We start from the raw sequence: 14645 nt of genomic DNA on the forward strand, positions 1-14645 counted from the left end.
CGGTTGCCGTTCCGCCGCCGGTGCCGGCGCCCGCCCTGGCGGCGGGTGCGGGGGTCAGCGTGGGGTGGTGTCGTCGCCCTTGAACGGGGCACCGTGGCCGGGCACGATCACATCCGCGGTGGCCAGCACCCGCAGCCGGGAGGCGCGCAGCACCTCGCGGTCGGGGGCCACCGGGTCCTCTGCCGGGCCCTGCGCGTGCCACCACAGGTCACCGGCGAAGGCGATGACGCCCGTGTCGGTGCCGGCGAGCAGGGTGATGTCCTCGGTGCTGTGGCCCGGGGTGCGGATCAGGCGCAGGGAGGGGGTGAGTTCGTAGCCTTCCGCGTCGCGGTTGTGCCACTGGTCGCCGCGGTATTCGACCTGGTGGTCGTGGATGCGGGCCTTGGGGAACAGGCCCGCGTTCAGGGTGTTGTCCGGGTGGTGGTGGCTGAGCACCACATCGGTGATGTCGTCGGGTCCCAGGCCCAGCTCTCTGAGCGGGGCGAGGATGTTCTCGCGGCTTGCCACCATGCCCGGGTCGAAGATCACGTGCCGGCCCCCGTCGGTGATGTAGGAGACGGTGGCGGCGACTCCGGGGCCGGTGGAGCCGACGTAACCGGTGGTCAGGATCGTGTAGGCGGCGCTGCGGCCGAGCTGTGCGGCTGTCATGGCTGTCATCCTTGCGCCCGGTCCGCCGCGTGCACGAGTGGCACATCTGCCGCTGATCGCAGGATTGGTGCCACCCGTGGCACACTGCGCGGGTGCCTGCCTTCTCGACCGTCGCCGCCTACGCCCCAGGGGCCGTCGGCATGCTCGCCGTGGGCATCGTCACCGAGGTCTTCGCCCCGCACGGCCCGGCGGCGCCCGGCTTCGACTTCGCCCTGTGCGCCGAGCGGCCCGGGACGGTGGTCACCGACGTGGGGGTGCCGCTCACCGTCACGCATGGCCTGGACCGGCTCGCCAAGGCCGACTTGGTGATCGCCCTGCCGGGGGCCGGCTTCCGTACGCCGCCCGCTCCCGCCGTGCTCCGGGCGCTGGCGGCGGCACATGAGCGGGGCGCGCTGGTGGCGGCCCACTGCGTGGGCGCGTTCGCGCTGGCCGCGGCCGGGCTGCTCGACGGGCGGCGGGCCACCACCCACTGGCGGTTCGCCGGTCTGCTCGCCGAGCGCCACCCGCAGGTCAGCGTCGAGGCCGACGCCCTCTACGTCGACGGGGGCAGCGTTGTCACGGGCGCGGGCGCCGCCGCGGGCTTCGATCTGTGTCTGCATCTGCTGCGGCGCGAGCACGGGGCGGCGATGGCCAACGCGGTGGCCCGCGATGTGGTGCTGCCCTCCCATCGCGACGGCGGGCAGGCGCAGTACCTGGCCGTTCCCGTCCCCGAGGACTGCCGTGACGAGCGGCTCGCCGAGGTCCTGGCGTGGGCCCGCGAGAACCTCCACGAGCCGCTGCCGGTCGCGGAACTGGCCCGGCGTGCGGTGATGAGCAAACGCTCCTTCGCCCGCCGCTTCACCGCCGCGACCGGCACCACCCCGCACGCCTGGCTGCGGGGCCTGCGCCTGAGCGGCGCCGAGGAACTCCTGGAGAGCACGGATCTGCCCGTCGAGGAGATCGCCCGCCGCGTCGGATACGGCAGCGCGGCCGTGCTGCGCGAACAGTTCGTGCGCCGCCGCGGGGTGCCGCCGCGCTCCTACCGCCGCTCCTTCACCAGCACCCCGTAAGCCTGTCTCAACAGGGGCCCGGCCGGGCCGGGCCGGGTGTCTCGGCCCCGAGGTGTCTCAGGCGGCGCAGCTCCCCTGGACGAGAGGTGAGGGGCGTCGCGGCCAGGTGCCGCAGTGGCCGTTCAGAGGTGGCCGTCCAGGAACTGCCGTATCTCGGCGACGGTCATGGGCCCCGTGCCGTGCGCCACCGCCTCCCCCTCCTTCAGCAGGACGCAGGAGGGGGCGCCGGTGATCCCGTATCGCTCGGCTGCGGCCGGGCAACGCGTGAGGTCGGCGCGGACGGCCGTCAGGCGGCCCGTGTAGTCGTCGGCGATGCCCCCCACGACGAGGTCCATCACCCGGCAGGGCTCGATGGCCTTGGGCCAGGTCCCGGTGAAGTACGCGAGGACCGGAACTGCGCTCATCCCGAGGATGAAATCGAACTCCGCGTCCTCACGGGGTCGGTGAACCCGCTTCACCATGGAAGCTCCTGTACCTCACGTCCGTTGTTCCCTCCCCATCATCCCTTGCGCGGTGTGCCGGGGCCCGCCCGCCCACGACGGCATGAAGGCCGTTTTCCAGGGCATGGCGGCCCAGATCACCGGCCAGATGCTCGAAGGCCGACCGCCAGCGTCAGTTCAAGGACCCGGTGCGGCGATGCGAGATCCGGAAACAGCTCCCGCAGTTGCGACATCCGGTAGCGGACTGTCTGGGGATGGACGAACAACGCCGCCGCCACCTCCTCCCGCCTGCCCTGGTGCAGCAGCCACGCCCGCAACGTCTCCTCCAGCCGCCGTGCGGTCGCGGCAGACAAGGTCCGCAACGGTGCGAGGGCTCGGGCACGCAGGTCTGCGAACGCGTCCGCGTCGGCGCTCAGCACCAGCTCGGGCAGGTGGTCCTCGGTGTCGCGGATACCAGAGGAGAGGGTGCGCGCGCGTTCGGCTCGTGCGTACGAGGCGGACGCACGCGTCCATGGCCGGGCCGGGCCGACCACGGCGGTGCGGTCGGTCAACTGCCGCAAGAGATGTGATCGGTCCGCATCGGGGACGAGCAGCACACCGGTGGCGTCCGGCAGATCGTCGAGGACGAGGGTGCTCGGGTCGAGCGCGCGGTAGGCGGGCCGGGCCTGGGCGGCGGGCAGCAGGACCGCGGTCAGCGAATCCGGGGGCTGCCACCCGGCCCGTTGCGCGGAAGCCAGCAGTACGTCCGGGCTCGCGCCGGCGAGGAGGTCACGGGCCAGGTGTTCCAGGTGGCGCTCGTGGGCCCTGCCCCGGGCGGCCAGTTCGTCGGCGTGGCCCGCGGCGCTCGCGGCGGAGAGCTCGTCGATGTAGGCGAAGGTCAGCTCGGCGAACTTGGCGACCTCGGCGGCGGGCAGACCTGCGTGTACGGCACCCGCTGCCAGGCATCGCCAGGCCACGCGGGCGCCGACGCGGTAGGCGCCGAGCAGGGCGTCCATCGAACGGCCGTCGCGCACCTCGCCGCGGCCCAACTCATAGGCCGCGTCACCGGCGTCGCCGCCTGTGGCGTTCCCGCTGGCGAGGTCCAGGTAGTGTCCCAGGGCGGTGCGGACGGCTCGGCGGATGGTGGCGCCCATGTGGCCCGAAAGGGCGCCTGCGTAGGGAGGGACCTCGTCGATGATCGCCTGGACGACCTCGTCGGCGGTAGTCTTCAGCGCGGCCCGAAGGGCCGTGACCGTCGTCTCATCCAGGGCCAGTTCGCTGGCCCTTTGGATTGCATGGCTCACGTTTTTGTTCCCTGTGAACAATTCAACCGATCAGATTTACGTCCTGCGGTCAGGACTTTACGCCCTGAGGCGCAGCAAGCTGGAGTCATGACGAGTGCAGCCCTCCGCAGCAGGGCATGGAAACTGCTGGAGATGGTCACGACGCCGCTGCTGCCGTCGGACTACCTCGACCTGGTCAGCCCGCTGCGTGCGGGCGCTGATCTGCGGGGGCGCATCGAGGCCGTGCACCCCGAGACGGGTGCCGCCGCGACTGTCGTGATCAGGCCGGGACGGGGCTGGCGCGGCCACACAGCCGGTCAGTACGTGCGGATCGGGGTCGACGTCGACGGGGTGCGCCTGTGGCGTGCCTACTCCATCACCTCGCCGACGAACCGCCAGGACGGCCGCGTCACGATCACCGTGAAGGCGATCCCGGACGGCAAGGTCAGCAACCACTTGGTGCGCAGGGCCAAACCGGGCACGCTGATCCAGCTCGACCAGCCGACCGGTGATTTCGTGCTGCCGCGGGCCACGCCCCCCAAGGTGCTCTACCTGACGGCCGGCAGCGGCATCACGCCCGTGATGGGCATGCTGCGCGACATCGAGTTCGACGACGCCGTCATGGTCCACTGCGCGCCACAGCCGCAGGACGTGATCTTCCGCGATGAACTGCACGACCTGGTCGCGGACAAGAAGCTGCGGCTCACCGAGGTGCACACCGCCACGGACGGCATGCTCGACATCGCCCGCCTCGGCGAACTCGTGCCCGACTGGGCCGAGCGTGAGACCTGGGCTTGCGGGCCCGCGGGCCTGCTCGACGCCGCCGAAGAGCACTGGCGCGTGCACGGCGTACAAGAGCGCCTGCACACCGAACGCTTCCGCCCCACCGTCGTCGTCGCCGGCGCCGGCGGCGAGGTCACGTTCAGCGCCACCGGCAAGACCGTCGACGCGGACGGCGCCACGCCGCTGCTTGACATCGGCGAGGAGGCCGGCGTGCTCATGCCCTCCGGGTGCCGCATGGGCATCTGCTTCGGCTGCGTCACGCCGCTCAAGGCGGGCGCCGTCCGCGACCTGCGCACCGGCGAGATCACCGAGGCCGAGCCGGGCGTCCTCATCCAGACCTGCGTGTCCGCCGCGGCGGGCCCCTGCGACATCGAACGGTAGGAGCACCTTGACCGCCATCGACCCCACCGCCCATCTGACCGCGGAGCAGATCGAGGAGCTCGGCCGCGAGCTGGACGCGATCCGCGACGAGGTGATCGCCGGGCGCGGCGAGAAGGACGCCGCCTACATCCGTAAGGTCATCTCGGTGCAGCGCAAGCTGGAGCTGGCCAGCAGGGGCGTGCTGCTGTTCTCGAGCTTCCCGCCCGCGTGGCTGCTCGGCACCGCCGGTCTGTCCGTGGCGAAGATCATGGACAACATGGAGATCGGCCACAACGTCCTGCACGGCCAGTGGGACTGGATGCGGGACCCCAAGATTCACTCCACCACCTGGGAGTGGGATCATGTCTCGCCGTCCGAGCAGTGGAAGCACTCGCACAACGAGCTGCACCACACGTACACCAACGTGATCGGCAAGGACAACGACCTCGGCTACGGCATCATGCGCGTCGACGAGGACCAGAAGTGGCACCCGATCCACCTCGGCCAGCCGCTGTGGAACTTCCTCAACGCCTGCTTCTTCGAGTACGGCATCGCAGCGTACGACCTGGAGCTGGGCAAGAACCTCAGCAAGGCGCGCCGCAAGAACCCGGAGTTCCGCGCGCGGGCCAAGGCCGTGGGCCGCAAGATCCGCAAGCAGGTGCTCAAGGACTACGTGATCCACCCGCTGCTTTCGGGCCCCTCTTTCCTCACCACGCTCGGCGCCACGTTCACCGCGAACCTGGTCCGCAACATCTGGTCCCACTCGGTGATCATGTGCGGGCACTTCCCCGAGGGCGTGCAGGTCTTCGAGCGCCGGTCGATCAAGGGCGAGACGCGCGGCCAGTGGTATCTGCGCCAGATGATGGGCTCGGCGAACATCAGCGGCAGCAGGGCCATGCACTTCATGACCGGCAACCTGTCGCACCAGATCGAGCACCACCTGTTCCCGGACCTGCCGAGCAACCGGTACGCCGAGGTCGCGGTGAAGGTGCGCGCGCTGTTCGAGAAGTACGAGCTGGAGTACGTCACCGGGCCGCTGCCCAAGCAGGTGTTCTCCGCGTGGCACAAGGTCTTCCGGCTCTCGCTGCCGAACAAGAAGCCCTCGCTGCCGAACAAGAAGCCCAAGGCCACGGCGCCGGACCGTGAGCGGGAGCTCGTCGCGGCCTGATTCCCGGTACTGGTTCAGATCTTCCGGCCGTACCGGCGGCACCGCCGGGTCCGGTGAGACAGCGCCAACCGCTCAGTTGAACGCCGCGGGCCACCGCCCGGGAGTGGCCCGTCCCGTCGGTGACGGTTGTGAGGCGTCGGTGAGGTCGGCGCCGGTGGCGGCGTCCCGCTGGGGGTGGCTGGTGCCGTGCCAGTCCAGGCACATGACGGTCGCGTCGTCCTGCAGGTGGCCGTCGTTCGCGTCGACGATCGCCGCGATGAGGGTGCGGGCGGCCTCGCGGGGATGCAGATCGCGGGTACGCGCGATCAGGTCGGACAGGTCGACGCTGTCTGCGTTGTGCTCCAGCATGCCGTCGGTCAGCATCACCAGCCGGTCGCCCGGACGCAGGTCCAGCGACTGGACCCGGTAGCTGTGAGGGGCCTCGAAGCCGAAGGGCATATCGATCTTCGGGGTGATCTCCCGCACCTGTCCGTCCCGCATCCGCAGCGGCCAGGGGTGCCCGGCGTTGATGAACTCGGTCTTGCCGTCGATCAGGCGGATGCGCAGGAGCTGGCCGGTGACGTAGCCCTTGCGGCCGTGCTCGCGCACGGCCTGGTCTGCCTGGCCGGCCTGCTCGGCGAGATCGGCACCGGCCCGCCGGGCCCGGCGCAGGGCGCCCACCGCCAGGGTGGCCAGCAGCGCGGCCTGGACATCGTGCCCCATGGCATCGGTGACGGAGAGCTGGACGGTGTCCCTGCCGATCGCGTAGTCGAAGGTGTCACCGCCGACGTGGTCGGCCGGCTCCAGCGCCCCGGCCACAGCGAACTGCGCCGCCTCGCAGGCCAGCGACGCCGGGAGCAGTTGGTGCTGGATCTCCGCGGCCAGACTCAGCGGCTTGGTCCGGCGTCCCCACTGATACACGTCGGTGAAGGACCGGTTGGCGATGACGAGGTACGCCAGCGCGTGCGCGGTCTCGCCGACCTCCCGCATCACCTCCGCGTCCGGCGCCGCCGGCAGGAACAGTTCGAGGAGCCCGATGGCATCCCCGCGGTTGGTCACCGGGGCCACGATCCGCACCGGACCGCCCTGGTCCTCCACGCCCGGCCGCTGGGTACGGAGCACATCGTCGTACAGGGTGCCCCGGAGCGTGATCCGCCGGGCGGGTTCATCGGTGTCGACGCTGCCCGCAGCCCCCAGCCGCACGACCGAACTGCCGGTGAAATCGGTGATCAGGAACGACACCGACACCGCCCCGAGGCGCTCCTGGAGCATGCGCGCGACCACATCGAGCGACTCCACCGGCGCCGCGGCCTCCGCCGCCTCCAACGTCCCCGCCAACGTCATCGCCCTGCCCCGGGGAAGACGAGAGATCCGCCCGGCATCCGGCCCTCCTACGGTCACAGCGACTCCTCCATGGCTCGGTGAAACGCTCAGGGACTTCGCCCGGAAAGACGCGGAAGACCTGTTCCGGGCCCGGTGCCCGGACAGCTCACATTGCACCACCGGGCCCGGCTTGTGTCCGCTGATCGCCCTCAGGTGGCCGCGAGGAGGATGGCGGTGTAGTGCGCGCTGAAGGCGGCGATGGTCAGGGTGTGGAAGACCTCGTGGAAGCCGAACCAGGCCGGTGAGGGGTTGGGGCGCTTGAGTCCGTAGACGACGGCCCCAGCGGTGTAGAGCAGACCGCCGGTGATGACGAGCGCGACGAGACCGGTGCCGCCGGTGCGCGCGAAGTCGGGCAGGTTGAAGACGGCCACCCAGCCCAGCGCGATGTAACACGGGGTGTACAGCCAGCGGGGAGCTGCGATCCACAGCATGCGGAAGGCGATGCCGGCCAGCGCGCCCGCCCACACCACCGCCAGCAGCACCCGCTGCCGTCCTTCGGGCAGCAGCAGTACCGCCAATGGGGTGTAGGTGCCGGCAATGATCAGAAATATGTTCGCGTGGTCCAGCCGCCGCAGGACCGCCTCCCCGCGCGGGCCCCACGTTCTGCGGTGGTAGACCGCGCTGGTAGCGAACAGCAGGCACGCCGACACCGCGTACACCGAGCAGGCCGCCACTGCCGCGCCCGTGCGCGAAACGGCGATCAGGACGATGCCGCCGACCAGCGCCAGGGGGAACACGCCGGCGTGCAGCCAGCCGCGCAGCCGCGGCTTCAGCGCGGCCGCGGCCCGCTCCGCCCCGCCTTCCGGGCCGCCTTCCGGGCCGGTAGCGGCAGTCAGCCGGCCTGGTGCGGCGGCAGCGGCGTCCATCGCCGGGATACGCGGGGACTCGGGCGGGTCGCCCGGGCCGGGCTGGGGCTGCCGTCCGCGGGACGGCGGCTCAGTGTCTTCGGCGATCATGCGCTCATATTCTTGAAAGGTCTTGAAAGGTCTTGAAAGGTCTTGGAAGGGGGAAGCGTGCGGTCGGGCGGGGGCATCGCGGACCGCGTATCAGGTGGCGGCTGTGTGCAGGGCCGTACCGCGGCGGTGTTCGGCGTTGATGCGCTGGGCTTCCTCGAGCTGGTCCTCAAGGGCGATGATGCGGCACGCGGCCTCGACGGGGGTCCCCGCGTCTACGAGTTCCCGGGCGCGGGCGGCGATACGCAGTTGGTAGCGGGAGTAGCGGCGGTGGCCGCCCTCCGAGCGCAGCGGGGTGATGAGGCGGGCGTCGCCGATGGCGCGCAGGAAGCCCTGGGTGGTGCCGAGTATCTCGGCGGCCCGGCCCGTGGTGTAGGCGGGGTAATCGTCGTCGTCGAGTCGGCTGAAGGTGTGGTCTGCTGTCATCTGACCTCTCTGTTGAACGCGTGGCCGTTGAACGCGTGGAGGGCCCTGGCGCCGTGCGGCGCCAGGGCCCGAAGGAACTGCTACACCATCTGCCGGCTGTTACTGCACCGGCCTTCTGTGTCCGCACACCCGGCCGAACTGCTGCCGGGGATGCTGGGATCGCGGTTGCTCGACCGGAGACCACCTCACTATCGATGTCCTGCGGTACCCGGGTTCAAGGTTTCCACCCGGGCGATCCTGATGGCGCCCGATTCCTCCGTTCATTCCCTCAATGCTGGTACTGCTCACGGCGGCCCCTGATCACTGCGGGCCACCCGGTCCGGTCGTCAGTCCCGTCACCGTCCTGCAAACCCTGGCTCCGGAACTCCACCACCGCACCGTCCTGCGCACTGCAACTACATACTGCGCAACTACAGACTGCCGCCCGGCAGTTCGTGTCTGCCAGGCCCTGTTTCCTCTCTGTGCTACGAGAGAAACCATAACCACATCACCACCCAATGTCTACCCCAGCCAGCACAGATTTTCTGTGTGTCCAGTGGGAGGTAATCGGCCGTCGAGCAGCGATTCGCGTTGCGGCGCCCGCCAGTTGCGCCGGGTCAGCGGGTTCGCCGCTCCGGAGGTCTTGACAACTTGATTGGTCTGGACCAACTTTGCGCGCAGTGGCGGTGCCCACCGCCCTCGGCTTCCGTCCCCCACCTCTTGCTGGAGGCACTCCGTGGACCGTGTACGTCAGGGCAGACCCGGCGTTCGCCAAAGGATCGGCGCGGTGATCGCCGCCGGTGCGGCCGCCGCGCTCGCCGTCACCGCGCTCGCCGCGCCCGCGCAGTCGGCGCAGCCCGTGGCGGCGGGCGCCGGGGCGGCGGACGTCAACGTGGCCAAGAACGCCGGGTTCGAGGCGGACCTGTCCAACTGGACCTGCGCCGCGGACAGCGGTGCCGCCGTCACCTCCCCCGTGCACGGCGGCGCGAAGGCGCTCAGGGCCACTCCCTCGGGCCAGGGCACCGCCGAGTGTTCCCAGATCGTCAAGGTGAAGCCCAATTCGACGTACAAGCTGAGCAGTTGGGTGCAGGGCAGCTACGCCTACCTCGGTGCCCGCGGCACCGGCACCACCGACGTGTCGACCTGGACGCCGGGCACCTCCTCCTGGCAGCAGCTCTCCACCAGCTTCACCACGGGTGCGAACACCACGTCGGTCACCGTGTACACGCACGGCTGGTACGGGCAGAGCGCCTACTACGTGGACGATGTGAGCGTCCTCGGCCCCGACGGGGGCGGCGGCACCGACCCGGTGGAGATACCGGCCGTGCCGGCCGGCCTCGCGGCGGGCGCGACGACGTCCACGTCGGTGGAGCTGTCCTGGACCCCGGTGTCCACGGCCACCGGCTACACCGTCTACCGCGACGGCACGAAGGTCGCCTCCCCCGGCGGTGCCGCCACGACCGTCACCGGCCTCGCACCGGAGACCACGTACAGCTTCCAGGTGAGCGCCTCCAACGGGGCGGGCGAGTCCGCGAAGTCGGCGGCGGTGTCCGTACGCACCGCCAAGGGCGACGGCGGCGGGGACGGCACCGTGCCCAGGCACGCGCTGACCGGCTACTGGCAGAACTTCAACAACGGCGCGAGCGTGCAGAAGCTGCGGGAGGTGTCCTCGCAGTACGACATCATCGCCGTCTCCTTCGCCGACGCCACCCCCACGCCCGGCCAGATCACCTTCAACCTGGACCCGGCCGTCGGCTACGCCTCCACCGCCGACTTCAAGGCCGACATCGCCGCGAAGAAGGCCGCGGGCAAGTCCGTGGTCCTCTCGGTCGGCGGCGAGAAGGGCACCATCTCCGTCAACAGTGACGCCTCCGCGGCGGCGTTCGCCAACAGCGCCTACGCACTGATGCAGGAGTACGGGTTCAACGGCGTCGACATCGACCTGGAGAACGGCATCAACCCCACCTACATGTCCAAGGCGCTGCGCCAGCTCTCGGCCAAGGCGGGCCCGAAGATGGTGCTCACGATGGCGCCGCAGACCATCGACATGCAGTCCACCTCCGGCGGCTACTTCCAGACGGCGCTGAACGTGAAGGACATCCTCACGGTCGTCAACACGCAGTACTACAACAGCGGTTCGATGCTGGGCTGTGACGGCAAGGTCTACAGCCAGGGCAGCGTGGACTTTTTGACCGCGCTCGCCTGCATCCAGTTGGAGGGCGGCCTCGATCCTTCGCAGGTCGGGCTAGGCGTCCCGGCCTCGACGCGCGCCGCGGGCGGCGGCTATGTGGCCCCCTCGGTCGTGAACAACGCCCTGGACTGCCTGACCCGCGGCACCGGCTGCGGCTCCTTCAAGCCGTCCAGGACCTATCCCTCGCTGCGCGGCGCCATGACATGGTCCACGAACTGGGACGCGACGGCGGGCAGCACCTGGTCGAACTCCGTGGGCCCGAAGGTGCACAGCCTTCCCTAGCGAACGGCCCGGCGGGAGGGGGCGTGCGGGCCGTTCACCACGGCCCGCACGTCTCCTCCCGCGTCCGGGCATCCAGCCGGTCAGACATGGGCGGCCTCCCGTTGCGCCACGGCCGCCTGAACGGGAACCATCCCTGGCGGCCGCAGCGCGGTGACAGCGCACAGTATCGCCAGGGGCAGCTCCAGTACGCAGGCCGGCGTCAACGACAAGACCACCGCGCGCCCGGCCGTCACGACGTCGAACCATGCGTCGTCCAGTAGCAGCACGGCCGTCGCCGGGTACGACGCCGCCGCGGGCTGGAACCAGATCCACCGCTCAGGGCTGCGGATGACGAAGGAGCAGGTCGCACGTTCGCGGAGGAGTACCAGACGCCGCTGCGCAAGTATCTGAGCCGAGCTACGAGGCGGGCTCACCCGCCGGTGATGCGGGAGCGCCGGGTCACCGGCCGGTGATGCGGGCCGAGGTGCACAGGTCCTCGTCGCGGTAGCCGAGCCGGTCGTAGAGCCGCTGGGCGGGCGCGTTGCCGGCGAGCTGCCACAGCGTGCACAGGCCGTGCTCGCGTACCGCGTACCTGGTCAGCCAGGCGGTGAGGGCGGCGCCCAGGCCCTGGCCGCGCAGGCGGGTGTCGGTGGCGACGGAGGCCATCAGCGGTGCCCCGCTGTCGCGCAGGCGGCTCAGCGCGCCGCAGGCCACCAGGTGCCCGCGCGCGTCGCGTATCCCCGCCCAGCAACTGACGTCCGCGCAGCCGGGGCCCGTGGAGTGGGCCGGGCTGTGTTCGCCGAGGAAGGCGAGCAGTTCCTCGTGGTGCTCGGCGCCGAGCCGGGTCACCCGCTCCTCGCCCGGCATGGCGGGCGGTTCGGCGAGCGTCCAGCGAAAGACCCACTCCACCACGTCGGTGAGTCCAAGGCGCTCCCCCACGTGCGCCTCGACGCCCCGCGGGCCGGTGAACTCCCTGACCGTGCCGCGCAGTTCACGCTCGGCGTGCAGTACGAGGTCCGCGGCGGTGGCCGCGTCTCCGACGCTCCACACATGCCCGCGCCCGGCGTCCAGCCAGGCGACGGCACCGTCACCGGACCAGCCCGCGGGGCCGTGGGGACCGGCCGGGCCGTCCTGGCGGCGCCGGGCGGCGCCGAAGCGCAGCAGGGCCGCGCCCGACTGGTGTTCCAGGCCCTGGTCGAACAGGTCGGCGGTCCGGGGGACAAGAGTCGTTGCCTGCATCGCTCTCAGCCAAGGAAGTGGGGTACGGGAGGGAGTTCGGGGTGCTCGGGTGAGCGGCCGGCCGGGCATGCCCGAGGGCACGGCCGGGACCGTGGTGTCGAGGTCGGGGACCCCGGCAGGGACCGCGCGCACACGCCCGCCCGACCGGGACGGCCACTGTGACATACGGGCCCCAGGACGGGGCAAATCGGCGCTTTAGGTAGCCTTGACCGCGCGGTCGCCGCGGTAGTGGCCGCGGGCGGGCGGCGCCCGCGCGCGTGCCCGGGGGCTCCGCCGCGGGCCGTGTTCTTGACGGGCGGTCAGGTCACCGCGGGCGGATACGGGACGCCCGGCCCGGGCGGGCTCGGGTCGCCCCGGACAGGTTCGGCTCGCCCCGGCGGGCACGGGTGCCCCCAGGCGGTGCGGGCTGCCGCTTGTGCCTGCGGGCCTGGCGCCGGGCGCCGTATCGTCCTGTGCGGCATCCCGGCATCCCGGCAGCGCAGCATCCCGGCAGCACGAAATCCCGGCAGCACGGCAGCACGGCATCCGGCAGCCTCACGGACGGCGGGCTCCCGCCACGACCCCCAGGAACGGACGGCGCAGTGATCTCCAGACACGGGACCGGCAGGGCGCAACGAGCGGCGGGCAGGCTGCGGCGGCGGGTGCGGGGTGGGGTGGCGGCGGGGGCCGCGCTGCTCGTGCTGACGGCGTGCGGCGGCGGCTCGTCCGGGGACGGCGAGGAGGGCACCGGCGGCGCGGAGGACGCCGCCGGTACGCCGGGCCCCGCCGCGGCCCGTACCAGCCTGACCTTCAGGCCCGCCGCCGGGCAGGACACGGCGGGCCTGAAGAGCGCCGCGGCCCTGATGCGGCACCGGGCCACCGCGATGGGTTTGCGCGAGACCCGCGTCGATGTTGCCGCCGGCGCCATCACGGTGAGCGCGCCGGGTGCGTCGAAGGCGAAGCTCAGAGTGCTCGGCGAGCAGGCCCGGCTCGACTTCCGCCCCGTCCGCAACCAGGCGCCGGTCACCGCCAAGGCCCAGTGCCCTCCGGCCGGCGGGCCCTCGGAAAAACCGCTTTCGGCCTGCGCCACGAACGGTTCCGACGTCCGCTACGACCTGGGCCCGGTCGCCGTGCCGGGCACCGATGTGGCCAGGGCGCGGGCGCGCCTGGACGAGCAGAGCGCGCAGGGCTGGCTGGTGGATGTCACCTTCACCGCCGCCGGCGCGCGCAGGTTCGCCGCCCTGACGGCCGAACTCGCCCCCAAAGCACCGCCCGCCAACCAGTTGGCCATGGTCCTGGACGGCACGGTGATCTCCGCCCCCGTCGTCCAGCAGCAGCTCACCGACGGCCGGGTGCAGATCTCGGGGAGCTTCACCCGCTCATCGGCCGAGGAACTGGCCGCGCAGCTCTCCGCCGGGGCGCTGCCGGTGCGGCTGCAGGTGTCCGGCTGAGCGCGCCGGGCCGCGGGCAACGCGCGGGCGGCCCTACGCCAGGGGGATGCCGGGGCGGCGGCGGGCCAGGAGGATGCCGCCGAGGGTGCTCTCGGGGGAGGTGAGGGTGTGGAGTGCCTCGGTGGTGAAGCCGGCGTCGTCGAGCCAGGCGGTCATGCGGGCGGGCCGGCGGCGGTGGACGTGGAGGTGCATCGGGTGGCCGCCGTACCCCGTGGTCTTGAGCTGTGCGGCGTTGCCGACGTGGAAGGCGAGCAGCAGCGGGGCGCCGGGCCGCAGCACGCGCCACAAGTGGGTGAGGACCGTGCCGATCTCCTCGTCGGGTACGTGGATCAGCGAGTACCAGGCGACGAGACCGGCCATCGAGGTGTCGGCGAGGTCGAGGTCGGTCATGGAGCCGACGTCGAAGCGCAGGTGCGGGTGGTCGCGGCGGGCCACCTCGATCATCTGGGGCGACAGGTCGATGCCGAAGGCGTCCACGCCCAGGCCGTGCAGGTACGCCGTGATCCGCCCCGGCCCGCAGCCCACGTCCGCGACCGGTCCCCCGCCGCGGGCGCGCACCCGCCCGGCGAACCGCTCCAGGGCCGCGCGTTCCTGGGGTGTGTCGTCCAGGAGGTGGCGTACCTGGTCGGCGTAGTCGAGGGCGACGGTGTCGTAGGAGGCCCTGGTCTCTTCCAGCCAGGTGCCGGTGTCGGGTTCGCTGTCCACGCTCGCAGGCTACGCAACAGCCCTCACCCGGTGGCCTCTTGGGCGCGATCCCAGCGGTCCGGCAGGGTGCGGGAGGGCGCGTTCGGAGGGTGGGTCCGATGCGGGCTGCGGGCGGGAGTGCGCGTGGTCAGGTGGACAGCAGGGGGCCGCCCGGGGTGTGGGTCCGGGACAACTGGTGGCGGGCGACGAGCAGCGCGGTGTCGATCTCCCGGGTGCCGGTGGCCGCACACAGCGTGTAGGCGGCGTCGTTCATGCGCCGCCGCGTCTGTTCGGTGCCCTTCTCGGCGTGCAGCGCGCACAGCGTCTCGTACTGCTCGACCAAGTCCTTCAGCACGGCCTGGTGTGCCCTGAGCATCGCCGGTTCTCCCTCGTGTCCGCTCCTCGCAGGG

General features: G+C 71.6%; 15 protein-coding genes. 5 read left to right on the forward strand and 10 right to left on the reverse strand.

Going from position 1 to position 14645, the window contains the following annotated elements:
- Positions 1–54 precede the first annotated feature (54 nt).
- Positions 55–648, reverse strand: coding sequence for an MBL fold metallo-hydrolase (locus IG78_RS0121610; RefSeq protein WP_030565706.1), 594 nt, complete (start codon positions 646–648; stop codon positions 55–57).
- A gap of 140 nt (positions 649–788) precedes the next feature.
- Here IG78_RS0121610 and IG78_RS0121615 point away from each other — a divergent pair, with 140 nt between their 5' ends.
- Entirely contained in the window at positions 789–1697 is a 909-nt protein-coding gene (locus IG78_RS0121615) for a GlxA family transcriptional regulator (protein ID WP_051852835.1), read from the forward strand.
- Between the two features lie 122 nt (positions 1698–1819).
- Here IG78_RS0121615 and IG78_RS0121620 read toward each other — a convergent pair whose 3' ends face one another.
- Together IG78_RS0121620 and IG78_RS0121625 are read right to left on the reverse strand one after the other, a co-directional pair.
- Complete coding sequence (locus IG78_RS0121620; protein WP_030565711.1) at positions 1820–2158, reverse strand: thioredoxin family protein; 339 nt, start codon at positions 2156–2158, stop codon at positions 1820–1822.
- A 116-nt stretch (positions 2159–2274) separates the two neighbouring features.
- Positions 2275–3420 carry a PucR family transcriptional regulator gene (locus IG78_RS0121625; protein WP_030565713.1) on the reverse strand — a complete coding sequence of 382 codons (1146 nt, stop codon included), beginning with the start codon at positions 3418–3420 and terminating at the stop codon, positions 2275–2277.
- 87 nt (positions 3421–3507) lie between these two features.
- On the opposite strand from IG78_RS0121625, the gene IG78_RS0121630 reads away from it, so the two are divergent.
- Both IG78_RS0121630 and IG78_RS0121635 read left to right on the forward strand, forming a co-directional pair.
- A complete protein-coding gene (locus tag IG78_RS0121630) occupies positions 3508–4563 on the forward strand; it encodes a ferredoxin reductase (RefSeq protein ID WP_030565715.1) in 1056 nt (351 codons plus the stop codon).
- A gap of 7 nt (positions 4564–4570) precedes the next feature.
- Positions 4571–5710 carry a fatty acid desaturase family protein gene (locus IG78_RS0121635; RefSeq protein ID WP_030565717.1) on the forward strand — a complete coding sequence of 380 codons (1140 nt, stop codon included), beginning with the start codon at positions 4571–4573 and terminating at the stop codon, positions 5708–5710.
- A 72-nt stretch (positions 5711–5782) separates the two neighbouring features.
- Here the strand turns inward: IG78_RS0121635 and IG78_RS0121640 are convergent, their stop codons facing one another.
- The 3 genes from IG78_RS0121640 to IG78_RS0121650 all read right to left on the reverse strand — a co-directional run bounded on the left by IG78_RS0121640 (position 5783) and on the right by IG78_RS0121650 (position 8451).
- Positions 5783–7033 (reverse strand): PP2C family protein-serine/threonine phosphatase, encoded by a 1251-nt coding sequence (locus IG78_RS0121640; protein WP_030565719.1) that lies wholly within the window; start codon positions 7031–7033, stop codon positions 5783–5785.
- Positions 7034–7221: 188 nt separating this feature from the next.
- Positions 7222–8028, reverse strand: coding sequence for a PAQR family membrane homeostasis protein TrhA (gene trhA, locus IG78_RS42470; RefSeq protein WP_030565721.1), 807 nt, complete (start codon positions 8026–8028; stop codon positions 7222–7224).
- Positions 8029–8118: 90 nt separating this feature from the next.
- Positions 8119–8451 carry a helix-turn-helix domain-containing protein gene (locus IG78_RS0121650; protein WP_030565723.1) on the reverse strand — a complete coding sequence of 111 codons (333 nt, stop codon included), beginning with the start codon at positions 8449–8451 and terminating at the stop codon, positions 8119–8121.
- 715 nt (positions 8452–9166) lie between these two features.
- On the opposite strand from IG78_RS0121650, the gene IG78_RS0121660 reads away from it, so the two are divergent.
- Positions 9167–10903, forward strand: coding sequence for a chitinase (locus tag IG78_RS0121660; RefSeq protein ID WP_030565725.1), 1737 nt, complete (start codon positions 9167–9169; stop codon positions 10901–10903).
- Between the two features lie 80 nt (positions 10904–10983).
- Here IG78_RS0121660 and IG78_RS50200 read toward each other — a convergent pair whose 3' ends face one another.
- Positions 10984–11169 carry a hypothetical protein gene (locus IG78_RS50200; RefSeq protein ID WP_169749707.1) on the reverse strand — a complete coding sequence of 62 codons (186 nt, stop codon included), beginning with the start codon at positions 11167–11169 and terminating at the stop codon, positions 10984–10986.
- Between the two features lie 172 nt (positions 11170–11341).
- Positions 11342–12121, reverse strand: coding sequence for a GNAT family N-acetyltransferase (locus IG78_RS0121670; protein ID WP_030565729.1), 780 nt, complete (start codon positions 12119–12121; stop codon positions 11342–11344).
- A gap of 581 nt (positions 12122–12702) precedes the next feature.
- Between IG78_RS0121670 and IG78_RS0121675 the strand changes: the two genes are divergently transcribed.
- A complete protein-coding gene (locus IG78_RS0121675; protein WP_157855844.1) occupies positions 12703–13551 on the forward strand; it encodes a SecDF P1 head subdomain-containing protein in 849 nt (282 codons plus the stop codon).
- Between the two features lie 33 nt (positions 13552–13584).
- Here IG78_RS0121675 and IG78_RS0121680 read toward each other — a convergent pair whose 3' ends face one another.
- Entirely contained in the window at positions 13585–14256 is a 672-nt protein-coding gene (locus tag IG78_RS0121680) for a class I SAM-dependent methyltransferase (protein ID WP_030565732.1), read from the reverse strand.
- Between the two features lie 127 nt (positions 14257–14383).
- Complete coding sequence (locus tag IG78_RS0121685) at positions 14384–14611, reverse strand: DUF5133 domain-containing protein (RefSeq protein WP_051852825.1); 228 nt, start codon at positions 14609–14611, stop codon at positions 14384–14386.
- Positions 14612–14645: the final 34 nt, after the last annotated feature.

Origin of the sequence: Streptomyces aureocirculatus, from assembly GCF_000720475.1 — a bacterium.
Lineage (GTDB): Bacteria > Actinomycetota > Actinomycetes > Streptomycetales > Streptomycetaceae > Streptomyces > Streptomyces aureocirculatus.

Coding starts and splice junctions, on each gene's coding strand:
- IG78_RS0121610 (WP_030565706.1), bottom strand. CDS start 648: ATGACAGCCGCACAGCTCGGCCGCAGCGCCGCCTACACGATCCTGACC.
- IG78_RS0121615 (WP_051852835.1), top strand. CDS start 789: ATGCTCGCCGTGGGCATCGTCACCGAGGTCTTCGCCCCGCACGGCCCG.
- IG78_RS0121620 (WP_030565711.1), bottom strand. CDS start 2,158: ATGGTGAAGCGGGTTCACCGACCCCGTGAGGACGCGGAGTTCGATTTC.
- IG78_RS0121630 (WP_030565715.1), top strand. CDS start 3,508: ATGACGAGTGCAGCCCTCCGCAGCAGGGCATGGAAACTGCTGGAGATG.
- IG78_RS0121640 (WP_030565719.1), bottom strand. CDS start 7,033: ATGACGTTGGCGGGGACGTTGGAGGCGGCGGAGGCCGCGGCGCCGGTG.
- trhA (WP_030565721.1), bottom strand. CDS start 8,028: ATGATCGCCGAAGACACTGAGCCGCCGTCCCGCGGACGGCAGCCCCAG.
- IG78_RS0121650 (WP_030565723.1), bottom strand. CDS start 8,451: ATGACAGCAGACCACACCTTCAGCCGACTCGACGACGACGATTACCCC.
- IG78_RS0121670 (WP_030565729.1), bottom strand. CDS start 12,121: ATGCAGGCAACGACTCTTGTCCCCCGGACCGCCGACCTGTTCGACCAG.
- IG78_RS0121685 (WP_051852825.1), bottom strand. CDS start 14,611: ATGCTCAGGGCACACCAGGCCGTGCTGAAGGACTTGGTCGAGCAGTAC.